General features: G+C 72.8%; 13 protein-coding genes. 5 read left to right on the top strand and 8 right to left on the bottom strand.

All coding sequences use genetic code 11. The annotated features are described in order from the left end of the window. Positions 1-78: 78 nt before the first annotated feature. The 3 genes from AC6CH6_RS08770 to AC6CH6_RS08780 all read right to left on the bottom strand — a co-directional run bounded on the left by AC6CH6_RS08770 (position 79) and on the right by AC6CH6_RS08780 (position 1,754). The gene (locus AC6CH6_RS08770) at positions 79-729 is read right to left on the bottom strand and encodes a single-stranded DNA-binding protein (protein ID WP_133409644.1); all 651 of its coding nucleotides are present in this window, start codon (positions 727-729) and stop codon (positions 79-81) included. A 111-nt stretch (positions 730-840) separates the two neighbouring features. Next, positions 841-1,146, bottom strand: coding sequence for a 30S ribosomal protein S6 (rpsF, locus tag AC6CH6_RS08775; protein ID WP_035924389.1), 306 nt, complete (start codon positions 1,144-1,146; stop codon positions 841-843). A 185-nt stretch (positions 1,147-1,331) separates the two neighbouring features. After that, positions 1,332-1,754: a TM2 domain-containing protein gene (locus tag AC6CH6_RS08780; RefSeq protein ID WP_035924387.1), complete on the bottom strand. Its 423-nt coding sequence runs from the start codon at positions 1,752-1,754 to the stop codon at positions 1,332-1,334. A 257-nt stretch (positions 1,755-2,011) separates the two neighbouring features. On the opposite strand from AC6CH6_RS08780, the gene AC6CH6_RS08785 reads away from it, so the two are divergent. The 4 genes from AC6CH6_RS08785 to AC6CH6_RS08800 all read left to right on the top strand — a co-directional run bounded on the left by AC6CH6_RS08785 (position 2,012) and on the right by AC6CH6_RS08800 (position 8,476). Further along, positions 2,012-3,040 (top strand): extracellular solute-binding protein, encoded by a 1,029-nt coding sequence (locus AC6CH6_RS08785; RefSeq protein WP_498254847.1) that lies wholly within the window; start codon positions 2,012-2,014, stop codon positions 3,038-3,040. Between the two features lie 89 nt (positions 3,041-3,129). Further along, positions 3,130-4,728: an ABC transporter permease gene (locus AC6CH6_RS08790; RefSeq protein ID WP_498254848.1), complete on the top strand. Its 1,599-nt coding sequence runs from the start codon at positions 3,130-3,132 to the stop codon at positions 4,726-4,728. Continuing rightward, positions 4,725-5,909, top strand: coding sequence for an ABC transporter ATP-binding protein (locus tag AC6CH6_RS08795; protein WP_498254849.1), 1,185 nt, complete (start codon positions 4,725-4,727; stop codon positions 5,907-5,909). The genes AC6CH6_RS08790 and AC6CH6_RS08795 overlap by 4 nt, the downstream gene beginning before the upstream one ends. 23 nt (positions 5,910-5,932) lie before the next feature. Further along, complete coding sequence (locus AC6CH6_RS08800) at positions 5,933-8,476, top strand: AMP-binding protein (RefSeq protein ID WP_498254850.1); 2,544 nt, start codon at positions 5,933-5,935, stop codon at positions 8,474-8,476. On the opposite strand, the gene AC6CH6_RS08805 is transcribed toward AC6CH6_RS08800, so the two are convergent. The 5 genes from AC6CH6_RS08805 to AC6CH6_RS08825 all read right to left on the bottom strand — a co-directional run bounded on the left by AC6CH6_RS08805 (position 8,457) and on the right by AC6CH6_RS08825 (position 14,606). Continuing rightward, on the bottom strand, positions 8,457-9,578 hold the full coding sequence (locus AC6CH6_RS08805) for a hypothetical protein (RefSeq protein ID WP_498254851.1): 1,122 nt from the start codon (positions 9,576-9,578) through the stop codon (positions 8,457-8,459). The two genes, AC6CH6_RS08800 and AC6CH6_RS08805, sit on opposite strands and share 20 nt — an antisense overlap. Before the next feature lie 115 nt (positions 9,579-9,693). Then, complete coding sequence (locus AC6CH6_RS08810; RefSeq protein ID WP_498254852.1) at positions 9,694-10,710, bottom strand: hypothetical protein; 1,017 nt, start codon at positions 10,708-10,710, stop codon at positions 9,694-9,696. Next, entirely contained in the window at positions 10,707-11,672 is a 966-nt protein-coding gene (locus tag AC6CH6_RS08815) for an ABC transporter ATP-binding protein (protein WP_498254853.1), read from the bottom strand. Before AC6CH6_RS08815 ends, AC6CH6_RS08810 begins: the two co-directional genes overlap by 4 nt. A 140-nt stretch (positions 11,673-11,812) precedes the next feature. Further along, positions 11,813-13,048 carry a glycosyltransferase 87 family protein gene (locus tag AC6CH6_RS08820; RefSeq protein ID WP_498254854.1) on the bottom strand — a complete coding sequence of 412 codons (1,236 nt, stop codon included), beginning with the start codon at positions 13,046-13,048 and terminating at the stop codon, positions 11,813-11,815. Between the two features lie 145 nt (positions 13,049-13,193). Continuing rightward, a complete protein-coding gene (locus AC6CH6_RS08825; protein ID WP_498254855.1) occupies positions 13,194-14,606 on the bottom strand; it encodes a CCA tRNA nucleotidyltransferase in 1,413 nt (470 codons plus the stop codon). Positions 14,607-14,730: 124 nt separating this feature from the next. Between AC6CH6_RS08825 and AC6CH6_RS08830 the strand changes: the two genes are divergently transcribed. Beyond that, on the top strand, positions 14,731-15,231 hold the full coding sequence (locus AC6CH6_RS08830) for an NUDIX domain-containing protein (RefSeq protein WP_017835060.1): 501 nt from the start codon (positions 14,731-14,733) through the stop codon (positions 15,229-15,231). Positions 15,232-15,274: the final 43 nt, after the last annotated feature.

Raw genomic sequence — 15,274 nt, forward strand, 5'->3', positions numbered from 1 at the left:
CGTGGTGCTCCTTGTTCTTCGAGTGGAGCCCGCGGCTTGTCACCGCGGGATGGGGTGGATGGGAAAAGTGCGGAAGGTCTAGAACGGCGGTTCGTCGTCCTGGCCGCTGCCCCAGTCGTAGTTCCCGCCGGAGGACTGGCTCCAGGGGTCGCCCTGGGGTGCGGCCTGCGGAGCGGGCTGACGTCCGCCGCCGGAGCGGCCGCCCTGGCCGAAGCCGGAGCCGCCGCCCTGCTGGCCGCCGCCACCGCCGCCGAACCCGGAGTCGCCCCCGAATCCGCCGCCGGCCGGGGCGCCGGCGCCGAAGCCGCCGCCCTGCTGACCGCCGCCCTGCTGGCCGCCGAAGCCGCCGCCCTGCCCGCCGGAGCGGGCGTTGCGGTTGACCTTCGCGGACGCGTAGCGCAGGGAAGGACCGACCTCGTCGACGTCGAGCTCGGTGACGGTGCGCCGCTCGCCTTCCTTGGTGTCGTAGGACCGCGACTTGAGCCGACCCTGGACGATGACGCGCATGCCCTTCTGCAGCGACTCCGCCACGTTCTCGGCCGCCTCGCGCCACACGGAGCAGCGGAGGAACAGGGTCTCCCCGTCCTTCCACTCGTTGGACTGGCGGTCGAAGGTGCGGGGCGTGGACGCAACGGTGAAGTTGGCCACCGCCGCACCCGACGGGGTGAAGCGCAGCTCGGGGTCAGCGGTCAGGTTGCCGATTACGGTGATGACGGTGTCACCAGCCATGTGGACCTCCCGGGTCGAGGATGTTCGCGGTCGTGCGGGACGTGCTGGGATCTCTCAAGCATCTCACCGGGGGCCCGGTCGGGGCGCCCTCGGTGATCAGTTGTGAAGTCCTTACTCGGCGGAGATCTTCTGCTCTTCCGGGCGGATGATCTTGGTGCGCATGATGGCCTCGTTGAGGTTCAGGACGCGGTCGAGCTCCTGGGTGGTCTGCGGGGTCGCGGTGAAGCGGACGACCGCGTAGATGCCCTCGGTCTTCTTCTGGATCTCGTAGGCGAGGCGACGACGGCCCCAGATGTCGACGTTGTCGACGGTCCCGTTGTCCTTGGTGACGACCTCGAGGAACTTCTTGAGAGTCGGCTCCACGGCACGATCCTCGACCTCGGGGTTGATGATCACCATCAGTTCGTACTCACGCATGTTCGAACCCACCTCCTTCGGGCTGAGCGGCTGCGGTCCTTCCGCAGCAGGAGGTTCTGTAGCGTCGTCCGCGCGCCGGCACCGCACGTCGGGCGGCGGGCACACAGACCTCACAACACTACTACACCCGCGGCCCCGCACCCAACGGGGCGGGCGCGGTCACCGCGGTGGTCAGGGATCGGGGCTCAGTACCGGTAGGCGCTGCGGGCGATTGAGGCGTTCACGAGGGCCGTGCGGAACGGCATGGTGAAGACGTCCACGAACATCAGCAGCATCCACGGGATCAGGAACAGGATCCCGACGCCGACGCCCGCGAGGGTCCAGCCCAGGCCACCGAGGAACAGGTAGATCAGGCCCCAGATCGGCTGGCGCAGATAGAACTTGTGGATGCCCAGCCAGCCCAGGAAGAGCCACAGGACGTAGGCGAGGACCACGGACTTCCCGCCCACCACGTTGACCACGGGCGGCCCGGGGTACGGGGCGCCGCGCCCGCCCCCGCCGAAGGGCTGCCCGCCGAACGGCTGCCCGTGGGGCGCCCGGGAGTACCCGGCGCGGCCGGGGTCGTTGTTCAGCGGGACGGGGCGGTAGTACTCGGGCTCGGGAGCCACGCGGATCCTTTCGGGGCGGTTCGGGGCGGAGGGGTCTCGACGGGTGCCGTCCACGGTCAACGGCCTGACCAGTGCAACGGCCCGTCCGGGACGGCTATTCCGGTGCGGGCCGCCACGGCGGGGAGCTGCACTAGTGTGCCGTGGTGGCGGTGCCCCGTCCACCGGGAGCGACCCGAGGGGTTCGATTAGGATACGCTTTCGTTGCCAAATGATCGTCGCGCGGTCCCCGAGCGCCGCGCCCTCCGGAAGAGGCCCCGATGCGTCGTCGTTCCCTGTACGTCACCACCGGCATCCTGACCGCGCTGACGACCCTGGTCACGGGGTGCGGCACGCTCGGTCTGGGTGAGCAGCCGGCCGACCTGCAGATCTACTCGGCACGCCACTACGACCTCGAGGGTGCCTTCGGCGAGTTCACGGACGAGACCGGCATCAGCGTCGAGTTCATCACCGGTGACGACGCCGAGCTCCTCGAACGCCTCAAGGCCGAGGGGGACGACAGTCCCGCGGACGTGTTCATGACCGTGGACGCGGGCAACCTCTGGAACGCCGCCCGGCAGGACGAGCTGGCCGCACTGGACTCCGCGACCCTCGACGAGGCGGTCCCGGAGGACCTGCGCGATCCCCAGGGCAGGTGGTACGGCCTGGCGATGCGCGCGCGCACCGTGACCTACAACCCGGACAACGTCGATACCGCGGAGTTCGACCCCGAGGAGACCTACGCGGGACTGGCCGACCCGAAGTGGCAGGACCGGCTGTGCATGCGGGACGCCACCTCGGCCTACACCCAGTCCCTCGTGGCGAGTCTGATCGACCTGCACGGCCGGGAGCGGGCGCTCGAGATCGTCGAGGGCTGGGTCGACAACGACGTGCAGATCATGAGCAACGACATCCTCCTGCTCGAGGCGATCGACGCCGGGACCTGCGACGTGGGCATCAACAACCACTACTACCTGGCGCGCACCCTCGAGGAGAACCCGGACCTGAAGGTCGACCTCTTCTGGGCCAGCCAGGAGGGTGCCGGGACGCACGTGAACATCTCCGGGGCCGGCGTGGTCGAGGGCTCCGACAACGCCGAGGACGCCCAGCGGCTGATCGAGTGGCTCGCGACCGACGGCCAGAACGCGTTCGTGGACGCGAACCACGAGTTCCCGGTCAACCCCTCCGTGGAGCCCGCGCCCAGCATCGCGGCCTTCGGCGAGTTCGAGCGGATGCCCCTGAACGCCGAGGCCTACGGGGACCTCAACGCCGAGGCCGTCGACCTGCTGGCCGAAGCCGGGTATCAGTGACCGAACCCGCCGTCCTCGCACCGACGAGGACATCGGCCCGCCGACCACGCCGGGCGCCCGGTTCGGGGCGCCCGGCGTGGTCGGCGCTCGTGGTCCTCGTCGCCGTGGTGGTGGCCACCCCGGTCCTGGCGGTGGTCGTGGACGGCCTGGGAAGCCTGGGCTCCGCCGCCCCGCCCCGCGACCTGGGCCGGATGGTGCTCACCACGCTCCTGCTGATGCTGGGCGTGGGCGCGGGCACCCTCGTGGTGGGCGGCGGGCTCGCCTGGCTCGTGACGGCCTTCCGCTTCCCCCTGCGGGACGTCCTGGTCTGGCTGCTGGTCCTGCCCCTGGCCATGCCGGCCTACATCCTCGGCTTCGTGTTCCTCTCCGTCTTCGACGTGGCCGGACCGGTGCAGGGGGCCCTGCGCTCTGTCCTGGGGCCGGACGTGTGGGTGCCCGAGGTCCGCTCGCTGCCCGCAGCCGTGCTCGTGATGTCCCTGACGCTCTACCCGTACGTCTACCTCTTGGCGCGCTCCGCACTGGTCGAGCAGACGACCGGGACCTACGACGCCGCACGGACCCTGGGGGCGGGCCGGGGGCGCGCGCTCCGGCGGGTCCTGATCCCCCTGGCCCGGCCCTCGCTCGCGGCCGGACTGGCGCTCGTGATGATGGAGACGCTCACCGACTTCGCCACGGTGCAGTACTTCAACGTGCAGACGGTCTCCGTGGGGGTCTACCTGGTCTGGAAGGGCACCTTCGACTTCCACTCCGCCACCCAGCTCGCCGTGCTCGTGCTGCTGTTCGCCGTGGCCGTGCTGACCGGCGAGCGGCTGCTCCGGGGAAGGGCCCGGTTCCACCAGCGGGGCGGCCGCGGCCAGGGCCTGCAGCCGCAGCGGCTCACCGGGTGGCGCGCGTGGGGCGCCACCCTGCTCGCCCTCTCCGCCCTCTCCGCCGGATTCCTCGTACCCGTGCTGCAGCTGCTGGTGTGGGCCGTCGGGGAGGCCGTCGGCAACCCCGCCTCCCTCTCGGACCCGCGCTTCGCGCAGTACCTCGGCAACAGCCTCGTGGTCGCCGGGATCGCCGCCGTGGCCTGCGTGGCGCTCTCGCTCGCCGTCGCCCACGGGGTGCGGATGGGCGGCGGCCGGGCGGTGGCCTTCGCGGCGCAGCTCACGACCTTCGGCTACGCCGTTCCCGGGGCCGTGGTGGGCATCGGCGTCCTCATCGCCTTCGCCGGGCTCGACACCGTGCTGGAACGGGCGGGCGTGCCCGGGGGCACGGGTCTGCTGGTGACGGGTTCGGTGCTCGGCATCCTCTACGCCTACGTGATCCGCTTCCTCGCCCCGGCCTACCAGGCGGTGGACGCGAGCCTCGCCAAGATCTCCCCCACCGTCACCTTCTCCGCGCAGAGCCTCGGCGCGTCCCCGCTCCGCGTCCTCACCCGCGTGCACCTGCCCATCGCCCGCCCGGGGGTCGCCACGGCCCTCGTCCTCGTGATGATCGACGCCGTCAAGGAGCTGCCCATCGTGCTGCTGCTGCGCCCGTTCGGTTTCACGACGGCCTCCGTGTGGGTCTACGAGCTGGCGCGCGAGAACTTCTGGGAGAAGGCCGCCCTGCCGGCGCTCGTGATCGTGGCGGCGGCGGTGGTGCCCGTGTTCTTCCTCGTCCGGCAGGCCCACCGGGCGGACCGCCACGGAAAGGTGTCCTCATGACCGTGCAGACCACGAGCCCTCGGACCGCGTCCGGCAGCGACGGCGCCGTGCCCGCCCTGGTCCTGGAGGCGCTGAGCAAGCACTACGGGTCCTCCGTGGGCGTCAGCGGACTGGAGCTGACGGTCCCGCCCGGTGAGCTGGTGACGCTCATCGGCCCCTCCGGCTGCGGCAAGTCCACCACGTTGCGCCTCGTGGCGGGCCTGGAACGGCCGGACGAGGGCACGATCCGGATCGCCGGGGACGTGGTGGCGGGCCGGCACCGTTTCCAGGAGCCCGAGCGGCGGAGGGTGGGTCTCGTCTTCCAGGACCACGCCCTGTTCCCGCACCTGACCGTCGCCAAGAACGTGGCCTTCGGCCTGGACCGGCTCCCGCGCGCCGGACGGCAGGCCCGTGTGGGTGAGGTCCTCGAGCTCGTACGGCTGGGACACCTCGCCCACCGCTATCCCCACGAGCTCTCCGGAGGCGAGCAGCAGCGCGTGGCCCTGGCACGGGCGCTGGCCCCCCGTCCCGCCGTCGTGCTCCTCGACGAGCCGTTCTCCAGCCTGGACGAGTCGCTGCGTGCGCAGGTGCGCCGGGACACCGTGGCCACGCTGCGCGAGACCGGGACCACCGCCGTGCTGGTCACCCACGACCAGACGGAGGCCCTCTCGATCGGCCATCGCGTGGTGGTCATGCACGACGGGGTGATCGAGCAGTCCGACACCCCGGAGCAGGTCTTCGAGCAGCCCGCCACCCGGTTCGTGGCGTCCTTCATGGGGGACGCCGACTTCCTGCCCGCCCGCGTCCACCGCGCGCTGCTCACGTGCGAGATCGGCATCGTCTCCACCGTGCCGGGATGGGCCAACAGTGACGTCGACGTCGACGTCGTGCTGCGGCCCCACGAGGTGGCGCTGGAGCCGGACCCCGGCTCCAGCGCCCGGGTCAGCGCGATCGAGTACCACGGCGCGTTCGTGCTGCACCACGTCCGGCTGGCCTCCGGCCGCTCGCTGCGCTCCTGGCAGCCGCACAACGTCCGCCATCCCGTGGGGACCCCCGTCGCCGTGACGGTCACGCCCGGGACCACCCCCACGCTGCTCGTCGACGACCGGGCCGTCACCGCCCCGCCCCCGCGGTCCGCCGACGGGACGTCGAACCGGCGATCCCGCATGTCGGACGAATTAGGCAATACTTTCCTTCGCTAAAGATCTTCTCTAACGTAGTGCGGGTGAGTCTTCAACCTGACCTTGCCCGGGTCGCCTTCGTCGCCGATCTCGCCCGCCACGGGGACCGCCCCGCCGTCCTCACGGGCGAGCACGTCCTGAGCTACCGGGAACTGGCTGCCCGGGTCGAGGACCTGGTCGCGCGTCTCGGCACGGAGCGCCGGCTGGCCGTGCTGGCCGCATCCAATGACGTCGACTCCCTCGTGGCCTACCTCGCGGCCCTCACGGCCGGTCACCCGCTCCTGCTGGTCCCGGCGGACAAGCCGGCCGCCGTCGAGTCGCTGGTGGCGGCCTACGACCCCGACGTCCTGCTGCGGAGCGCCGGGAACGGGGCCCCGGTCGTCGAGGAACGGCGCCCGGGCACCCGGCACGAGCTGCACCCGGACCTCGCCCTGCTGCTGAGCACCTCCGGTTCGACCGGTTCCCCGAAGCTCGTGCGGCTCTCGCACGAGAACCTGGCGGCCAACGCCGAGGCGATCGCCGAGTACCTCGGCATCGGGCCCGACGACCGCGCCGCGACCACACTGCCGATGTCCTACTGCTACGGGCTGTCGGTGCTCAACAGCCACCTCTGCCGTGGCGCCGCGGTGGTGCTGACGAACCTCTCCGTGGTCGATCCCTGCTTCTGGGATCTCGTCCGCGCCCACCGGGCCACGTCCTTCGCGGCCGTGCCCTACACCTTCGAGCTGCTGGAGCGCGTCGGCTTCGCGGAGATGGACCTGCCGCACCTGCGCTACGTCACGCAGGCGGGTGGACGGCTCGCCCCGGAGAGGGTCCGTCACTGGGCCGGAGCCGGCGAGCGGGCCGGCTGGGACCTGGTCGTGATGTACGGGGCCACGGAGGCCACCGCCCGGATGGCCTACCTGCCCCCCGGGCTGGCGGCCGAGCGGGCCGGGACGATCGGGGTGCCGATCCCGGGCGGGGAGTTCCGCATCGAGCCCGTGGACGGACTGCCGGACGGTGAGCTCGTGTACAGCGGGCCCAATGTCATGCTCGGCTACGCGGAGCGCCCGGAGGATCTCGCCGCCGGGCGCACGGTCGAGGACCTGCGCACCGGGGACCTCGCCCGCCGCCACCCCGACGGGCTCTACGAGGTGGTGGGGCGGCGCAGCCGGTTCGTCAAGATCGTGGGCCTGCGCGTGGACCTCGGGCAGGTCGAACGGATCCTCGCCGAGCTCGGCGTGAGGGCGGCCGCCGCGGGCTCCGACGAGCGCGTGGTCGTGGCCGCCGAGGGCGAGCAGGACACGGCCCTGCTCGCCAAGGTCGTGGCCGAGAGCATCGGCCTGCCGCGCCCTGCCGTCGAGGTGCACCCCGTGGAGGAGCTGCCCCGGCTGGGCACGGGAAAGGTGGACTACCCGGCGGTCCTGGCGCTCGGCACACCGCCCCCCGTCGCCGAGGCGGTGCCGCGCCGGGCGGAGGGACCCGAGGACGTCCGGCGGATCTTCGCCGACGTGCTCGACCGCCCCGACGTCGGCGACGACGACACGTTCGTCTCCCTCGACGGGGACTCGCTGTCCTACGTGGCGGCCTCCGTCCGTCTCGAGCAGGCCCTGGGGCACCTCCCCACGGACTGGCACCTCACCTCCGTCCGCGACCTGGCGGCCCGGGCCGCCCCCCGGCGGCGGCGGCTCGTGTCGTTCCTGGAGACCGGCATCGTGCTGCGGGCCGTGGCCATCGTGCTGATCGTGATGACGCACGTGGAGCTCTTCACATTCCAGACCGCCCATGTGCTCTTCGCCGTGGCCGGCTACAACTTCGCCCGGTTCCAGCTCCACGGCGAACGGCTCCCGCGCCTGCGGCGCCAGCTGCGCAGCCTCGGACGGATCGTGCTGCCCTCCGCGGCGTTCATCGCCCTGGCGCACCTGCTCACCGACGACTACACCTGGGCGAACGTCTTCCTGCTCAACGGCATCGTGGGGCCGCAGCACCTGACGACGCAGTGGCACTTCTGGTTCGTGGAGATGCTCGTCTACGTGCTCGTGGCCGTCACAGCGCTCATGGCGCTGCCGTGGGCGGACCGCGCCGAACGGCGCTTCCCGCTGGCGTTCCCGCTCGCGCTGCTCGCGATCGGGCTGATCAGCCGGTACGACATCGTGGACCCGGGACTGCCGAAGCCCGCCCCGGTCTTCTGGCTCTTTGCCCTCGGCTGGGCCGCCGCCCGGACACGGACGGTCCTGGAACGGTCCCTCGTCACTCTCCTGACCCTCCTGACGGTGCCGGGGTACTTCGACAGCACCGTCCGGGAGGTCACGGTGATCACCGGTGTCCTCCTGCTGCTGTGGGTGACCGCGCTGCCCGTTCCGGCCGGCCTGCGGCGCGTCACGGGATGGCTGGCCGCGGCCTCCCTGTACATCTACCTCACCCACTGGCTGGTCTATCCCGCCCTGCTGCCGGTCTCGCCCGTCCTGGCCGTGGTCGTCTCCCTCGTCGCAGGGGTGGCCTACTGGGTGCTGGCCGACCGGGTGCTGGGCGGTCTCCGGCGCGCGCCCGCGCGCACGGCGGCGCCCGCCGAGGCGGCGCCGCCCGCGACTACTCCAGGCCCACGCTGATCTCGGCGCTCTGGCCCGTGGAGCGCACGGCGGCGCGGACGGGGAACTCGATCCGCTCCGTGACGGTCTCCCCGTCCTCCTCGTAGCTCAGCCGCGCCTCCGCGGGCCGGTGCGCGTCCGCCGTCCAGCGCAGCGGGTCCGCCGGGTCCGGGACCAGGACCAGGGCCGGCCGGGAGACCAGCCGCCACCGGACGCCGGTGATCTCCGGGTCCGGCGCCCCGGTCGCCGCCGCGGACGGCTCGAGCGGCTCCTGCGGGGCCGCCCAGCGCCGGGACGAGGGGCAGTCCTCGGGGGACAGCTCGTCCGAGGCGGTGCAGCTCTCCAGCCACTCCTCGATCCGGTCGTCGACCTCCTGCCACATCCTCGGCGAGGGCTCGATCCGCAGCGCCACCGAGGCCGGTGCCGGATCCCGGAACGCCACGGTGTGCGGCTCCAGGGGCGGGTCCGCCGTGTAGTAGGAGTTCCCGGGCAGCCCGATCGCGTAGTCCCCGGGCAGGGCCTCGAAGCGCCAGGTGCCGCCGGGGCCCTCGGGGTCGGGCACCCGGTCGTCCGGGTCCGGGCGGACGGTCTCCCCGTTGACGGAGAGCTCGTCGAGGGGAGCGGGCAGGTGGATCGAGAAGGGGGCCGCGTCCGGGGAGTCGAGCTGCCACTGGTCGTTGAAGGGACCGCTGCGCCGCACCTGGTGCACCCCGTAGACGTGGACCTCCTCCCGGTCCCGGGCGCCGTCGGGCCCGTCCCACCACACGCGCGCCCGGATCTCGGCGCGGCCCCCGCGGCGGTCCACGCCCAGGATCTCGTAGCCGCCGATCCGCCCCGCGGCGTTGCGGTACACCCGGTTCGAGAAGATGTTCAGGGTGGGGTCCGCCACGACGGCCTCGGTGCGGGACAGCAGCTGCCGCGAGCGCCCGTTCTCGAGCCCGCCGAGCCACGTGGCCACCGGGTCCTGCGGCTCCCGGTCCACGAAGACCCAGTTGACCACGGAGCTGAACACGGTCACGAGGACCACCACGACCGTCAGCCAGTGCAGCAGGGTCCGCCGCAGGCCCCGGGCGTCGACCGCGGAGAGGGCCTCGCCGGCCTCCCGCTCCCGTGACACCGACACCGCAGCTCCCGTTCCCCAGGGGTCCGCCCGGCGCTGGCGCCGGGTAGCGCGGGCCGCGTCCCGGCCCACCAGCTCACATCGTAGGGCCGGCGCCGCCGCCGGGGCGGGAGGACCGCTAGAGCGCGCGTCTCTTGGTGACCAGGATCCCGGCCGCCACGAGCACCAGGCCCCAGGCGCCGTAGACGAGACCGGACTCCATGTGGTTCAGCGCGGCGTCCGAGGGCTGGTACATCGACGTCAGCTGCGCGCCCGCCGCCGCCGGGGAGTACGGCTTGACGTCGTCGAGCCACTCGAAGGACAGGGCGAAGAGCACGATCTCCAGGACCATCAGCAGCACCACGAGCACCACGATCCCCCAGGTCGTGGATTTCAGCAGGGAGCCCAGACCGAAGCCCAGCCACGAGGTGATCATGTAGAAGACGCCCACCGCCAGGATGTTGAGCAGCACGGCCTCCTGCAGCAGGTCGTAGCCCAGGTCCCCGCCGGCCAGGATCGGCTGGACGAGCAGGTGGGACAGCAGGGCGCTCAGCACCCCGAACCCGAACGTGACCGCCGAGAGCACCACCACCTTGGCGAGCATCACCGGGGTGCGCCGGGGCACCGCGGTCATCGTGGTCTGGATGGAGCGGGTGGAGTACTCCGAGCCGATGGCCAGCACGGCGAGGGCGCCCAGGAGCAGCATGACCAGCTGCAGGCCGCCGTTGGCGCTGGACATGGCCATGTACTCGCCGAAGCCCATCCCCTCGGGCAGGGACAGCCCGGAGCCCTCCGTCATCTGCTGCTCGGACTGGGCGACGATCTCGTCCTTCTGCTGCTGGACGTCCTCCTCGGTGAGCCCGAGTTCCTCGGGGCTCCGGCCGTCCAGCATCGTGTCCACCTGCTCCTGGGCGGCCTGCTCGTTGAAGTCGATGAAGGTCAGCGCGCTCGAGGACGAGAGGGCTGCGAAGCCGAGGGAGAGCAGCAGGGCGACGCCGAGCAGGATCCAGTGCGAGCGCAGGGAGCGGAACTTGATCCACTCCGAGCGCAGGACCCGGCCGAAGCCCAGCCGCACCCGGGACGCGGGGTCGGACGGGCCGGTGCGCTCCGGTGCGCCGGTCTGCTGGCTGGGGGCGGTCGAGGTGCTGGTGCTCATGCTCGGTCTCCGGTTCGTGCGTCGGCGCCCGCCCAGGGCGCCGGGTCGGTCGGTGCGGGAGCGCCGCCGGAGCGGTACTCGACCTCGTTCTGGGTCATGGCCATGTACACGTCCTCGAGGGTCTCCGTGAGGGGGGTGAGCTCGTGGACCAGCACCCCGTGGGAGAGGGCGGCCTCGGCGATGCGCCGCGGCTCCGGCCCCGTGACCAGGAGCCCGTCGTCGTCGAACTCCGTGATGCCGGCGTCCGTGCCCTGCAGGGCGCGGCGCATCGCCTCCCGGTCGGTGGCGCGCAGCCGGGTGCGCGTGCGGCCTCCGGCGAGGATCTGCTGGATCGGCGCGTCCGCGAGGATCCGGCCCCGGCCGATCACCACGAGGTGGTCGGCGGTCTGCGCCATCTCGGACATGAGGTGGGAGGACAGGAAGACCGTGCGACCCTCCGAGGCGAGGTACTTGGCGAGGTGGCGCACCCACACCACGCCCTCGGGGTCCAGCCCGTTGACGGGCTCGTCGAGGATCACGGTGTGCGGGTCGCCGATCAGCGCAGCGGCGATCCCGAGGCGCTGGCCCATGCCGAGGGAGAAGCCTCCCACCCGCTTGTCGGCCGCGGCCCCGAGCCCCGTGAGGTCCACGACCTCCTGGACGCGGGACTTCGCGATGCCGTGGGTCGCGGCGAGCGCCGAGAGGTGCGCGCGCGCGGTGCGCCGGGGGTGGACCGCCTTCGCGTCCAGCAGCACCCCGACCTCCGCGAGCGGCGCCCGGTGCTGGGCGTACGGTCTGCCGTTGACGCGGGTGTGGCCCCGGGTCGCGGACTCCAGCCCGACGACGAGGCGCATCGTGGTCGACTTGCCGGCCCCGTTGGGCCCCAGGAACCCGGTCACCCGGCCGGGGCGGACGGTGAAGCTGACGTCGTCCACCGCCGTCTTCCCGCCGTAGGTCTTCGTCAGGTTCTCGATCTCGATCACCGGCGCTCCTCCCGAGCACTCGTCGGTTCTTCTCCGCCACCAACCTACGGGAGAGCCGGCGCGGGACGGCACCGCCGTCAGGATGAACCCGTGCGGGCGTGGCGGCCGCCGGCCTCCCCCTCCCGGCGGAGCCGGGACGCTCAGCCGGTCTCGGAGAGCCCGATCCGCCGCGCCTGACCGCCCCGCAGGACGTCGACCGCGACCGCGACCACCAGGAGGACGAGGAGCAGCACGCGCACCGCCGCGAGCAGGTCCTGCGCGTCCCAGCCGATCAGGCCGAGCCCGGGCAGCACCGGCCAGGTCGACTCGGGCAGGACCAGGGTGGTCCACCAGAGGACCTCGACGAGCTGCCAGGCGGCGAACTCAAGCCAGTGGCGCCGGCTGAGCACCACGAGGGGCGCCAGCCAGAGCACGTGGACGAGGGAATAGGCGGGGCCGGAGAGCACGAGCACGGCCAGCAGGAGGAACGCAATCTGGACGACGCTGGGCTCCTGCCGGGTGAGCAGGGTCAGCACGAGCACCGCCACGAGGCCCAGCACGAGGGCCAGGAGGACCCACTGCCCCGCCCCCGCCGGGTCCGGGACCGCAGCCGTGCGCGCCTGCTCCACCCGGGCCCAGACGCCCCAGGAGGAGGAGCCCTCCACGGGCCCGTCCCAGGGCAGGCGGAGCTGCCGGACCCACCGGTCCGGGGCGGAGAGCAGGAACGGTCCGTTGACCAGCGCCCAGGTGAGCAGCGTCCCGGCCAGGACCACCGCGAAGTCCCGGAACTGCCGGTACCGCACGGCCAGGAGCAGCACGGCCAGGAGGACCACCAGGGGGAACAGCGCCACGGACGCCGCGAGACCCAGCAGGATCCCCGCCGGCACGGGACTGCCCCGGACGTGGAAGAGCAGCGCCAGCATCATGAGCAGCACGGCCCACAGGTCCCACGTGCCGAAGCCCACCAGGACCGTCACCGGTGCGAGCGCCAGCACGAACGCGTCCGCGCCGCGCCTGCCGGAGAGCGCGGAGACCGCGGCCACCGTGCCGATCCACACCAGGGCCAGCAGCAGCACGGAGAGGTCGGCGAACACGCCCCGGTCCACGTCCGTCCCGAACAGCGCGGAGAGGCGGGCCGCGAACCAGCCGACCACCGTGGTGATCATCCCGATCAGGGCGGGCTGGTCCCCCGCGGGCCCGCCCGTGAAGAACCCGCCCGCCCCGGACGCCTCGCCGGGCGCGATCTCGGTGGCGCACAGCGCGGGCAGGCTCTCCGCGGCGCCCCAGCCGGGCACCCGGCAGGGCAGGCGCAGCAGCCATGCCGTCATGACCGCGTAGAGGCTCAGGCCGACGAGCAGCGCCCGGTGGCCGCCCCGGGACCCGCCCAGGGGGCTCACGGCCCCTCCCGCCGTCCGCGCAGCACGCCCGCCCCGACCCCGACCAGGAGGACCGCGGTGAGGTCGGAAGATATGCCTTGACCGATATATGCGCTGTTAGGGCAACACGGGGTGTTCCCGGGGGCGCCGGCGCCGGACCGGGGGCTCACAGGGTGTCCGCGGCCCAGGCCCGCAGCCGCCGCTCGGCCTCCTCCGGCCCCAGCTCCCCCTCGTCCAGGCGCAGGTCCAGCAGGAACTTGTAGGCCCGGCCCACCGCCGGCCCCGGCGGGATGCCGAGCACCGCCATGATCCGCTCGCCGTCCAGCTCCGGCCGCACGGCGTCGAGCTCCTCGCGCGCGGAGAGCTCCTCGATCCGCGCCTCGAGGTCGTCGTAGGCGGCGGCGAGCCGTGCCACCTTCCGCCGGTTCCGGGAGGTCACGTCCGCCCGCGTGAGCCGGTGCAGCCGCTCCAGGCACTCCCCGGCGTCCCGGACGTAGCGGCGCACGGCGGAGTCGGTCCACTCGGCGTCCCCGTAGCCGTAGAAGCGCATGTGCAGCTCGACCAGCCGGCCCACAGTCCTGATCGTGTCGTTGTCGAAGCGCAGGGCCCGCATCCGCTTGGCCGTGAGCTTCGCGCCCACCACCTCGTGGTGGCGGAAGCTCACGGCACCGGACTCCTCGAAGCGCCGGGTCGCGGGCTTGCCGACGTCGTGCATGAGCGCGGCGAAGCGCAGCGCGAAGTCGGGCCCGGGCACGGGGCCGTCCGGACCGGACTCCAGGGCCGCGGCCTGCTCCATGACGGTCAGGGAGTGCTGGTAGACGTCCTTGTGCCGGTGGTGCTCGTCCGTCTCGAGCTGGAGCGCGGGCACCTCGGGCAGCACGACCTCGGCGAGCCCCGTGCCCACCAGGAGGTCGATGCCGCGGCGGGGCCGGCGCCCGCAGACCAGCTTGACGAGCTCCTCCCGCACGCGCTCGGCCGAGACGATCGCGATGCGCTCCGCCATGCCGGTCATGGCCGCGCGCACCTCGGGCGCCACCTCGACGTCGAGCTGGGACGCGAAGCGGGCGGCGCGCATCATGCGCAGGGGGTCGTCCGAGAAGGAGTCCTCCGGGGTGCCCGGGGTGCGCAGCGCCCGGGCGTGCAGGTCCTTGATCCCGCCGTGCGGGTCCACCAGCTCCAGACCGGGCAGCCGCAGCGCCATGGCGTTGATGGTGAAGTCGCGGCGGAACAGGTCGTCCTCGAGGGAGTCGCCGAAGGCCACCTGCGGCTTGCGGGAGTCCGCGTCGTAGGCCTCGGCCCGGTAGGTGGTCACCTCCAGCTGGACGTCGCCCCGGCGCATCCCGATGGTCCCGAAGGCGCGGCCGATCTCCCACACCGCGTCCGCCCACCCCGTGACCACGGCGAGCGTCTCCTCGGGCGTCGCGTCGGTGGTGAAGTCCAGGTCCAGGGCGGGCCGGCCGAGGAAGAGGTCCCGCACGGGACCGCCCACGAGGGAGAGCTCGTGGCCGGCGGCGGAGAACCGCCGCCCCAGGTCGAGGGCGGCGGGGTGGATCGCGTGGGCGTCGGGGAGCTGCGTCATGGTGCCGCCCATTGTTCCAGACCCCGGGGCGCGGACCCGGCCGCCGCGGCCCCGCCGGAACCGGCCGCCGGAGCCCCTCCCCCGCTCCGGCGGGAGCCCGGGCGATTGTGGCAAGGTAGGAGACATGGCTTTCCCCGTACCCAGCGCACCGAAGAAGCGGCCGACCGCGCCGGCCGCTGCGCTGCCCACGGTCGAGGAAGTCTCCGCCGGCGGGATCGTCGTCGACCTCGGCGCGCCCTCCCACCCGGTGGCCATCATCGCCCGGATCAACCGCGGCGGGCGCCTCGAGTGGTGCCTGCCCAAGGGCCACCCCGAGGGCGAGGAGTCCAACGAGGAAGCCGCGATCCGCGAGATCGAGGAGGAGACCGGCATCGCCGGTGAGGTGCTGAGCCCGCTGGGCAGCATCGACTACTGGTTCACGGTCTCCGGGCACCGCGTGCACAAGACGGTGCACCACTTCCTGCTGCGCGCCACGGGCGGTCACCTCACCACGGACAACGACCCCGACCACGAGGCCGTGGACGTCGCCTGGGTGAACATCGACGACCTCGGCCGGAAGCTGTCCTTCCCCAACGAACGGCGCATCGCCGACATCGCCCGTGAATACATCATCCACCAGCTCTGAGACCGCGGAGCCCTCCGGACCGGCCGGGAAGGGCACCCCGGCG

It is taken from the genome of Kocuria sp. GQ42 (assembly GCF_059758435.1).

What these genes read in the sequence shown, in the direction of transcription:
- AC6CH6_RS08770 (WP_133409644.1), bottom strand. Translation starts at nt 729, where the DNA reads ATGGCTGGTGACACCGTCATCACCGTAATCGGCAACCTGACCGCTGAC.
- AC6CH6_RS08830 (WP_017835060.1), top strand. Translation starts at nt 14,731, where the DNA reads ATGGCTTTCCCCGTACCCAGCGCACCGAAGAAGCGGCCGACCGCGCCG.
- AC6CH6_RS08795 (WP_498254849.1), top strand. Translation starts at nt 4,725, where the DNA reads ATGACCGTGCAGACCACGAGCCCTCGGACCGCGTCCGGCAGCGACGGC.
- AC6CH6_RS08785 (WP_498254847.1), top strand. Translation starts at nt 2,012, where the DNA reads ATGCGTCGTCGTTCCCTGTACGTCACCACCGGCATCCTGACCGCGCTG.
- rpsF (WP_035924389.1), bottom strand. Translation starts at nt 1,146, where the DNA reads ATGCGTGAGTACGAACTGATGGTGATCATCAACCCCGAGGTCGAGGAT.
- AC6CH6_RS08810 (WP_498254852.1), bottom strand. Translation starts at nt 10,710, where the DNA reads ATGAGCACCAGCACCTCGACCGCCCCCAGCCAGCAGACCGGCGCACCG.
- AC6CH6_RS08825 (WP_498254855.1), bottom strand. Translation starts at nt 14,606, where the DNA reads ATGACGCAGCTCCCCGACGCCCACGCGATCCACCCCGCCGCCCTCGAC.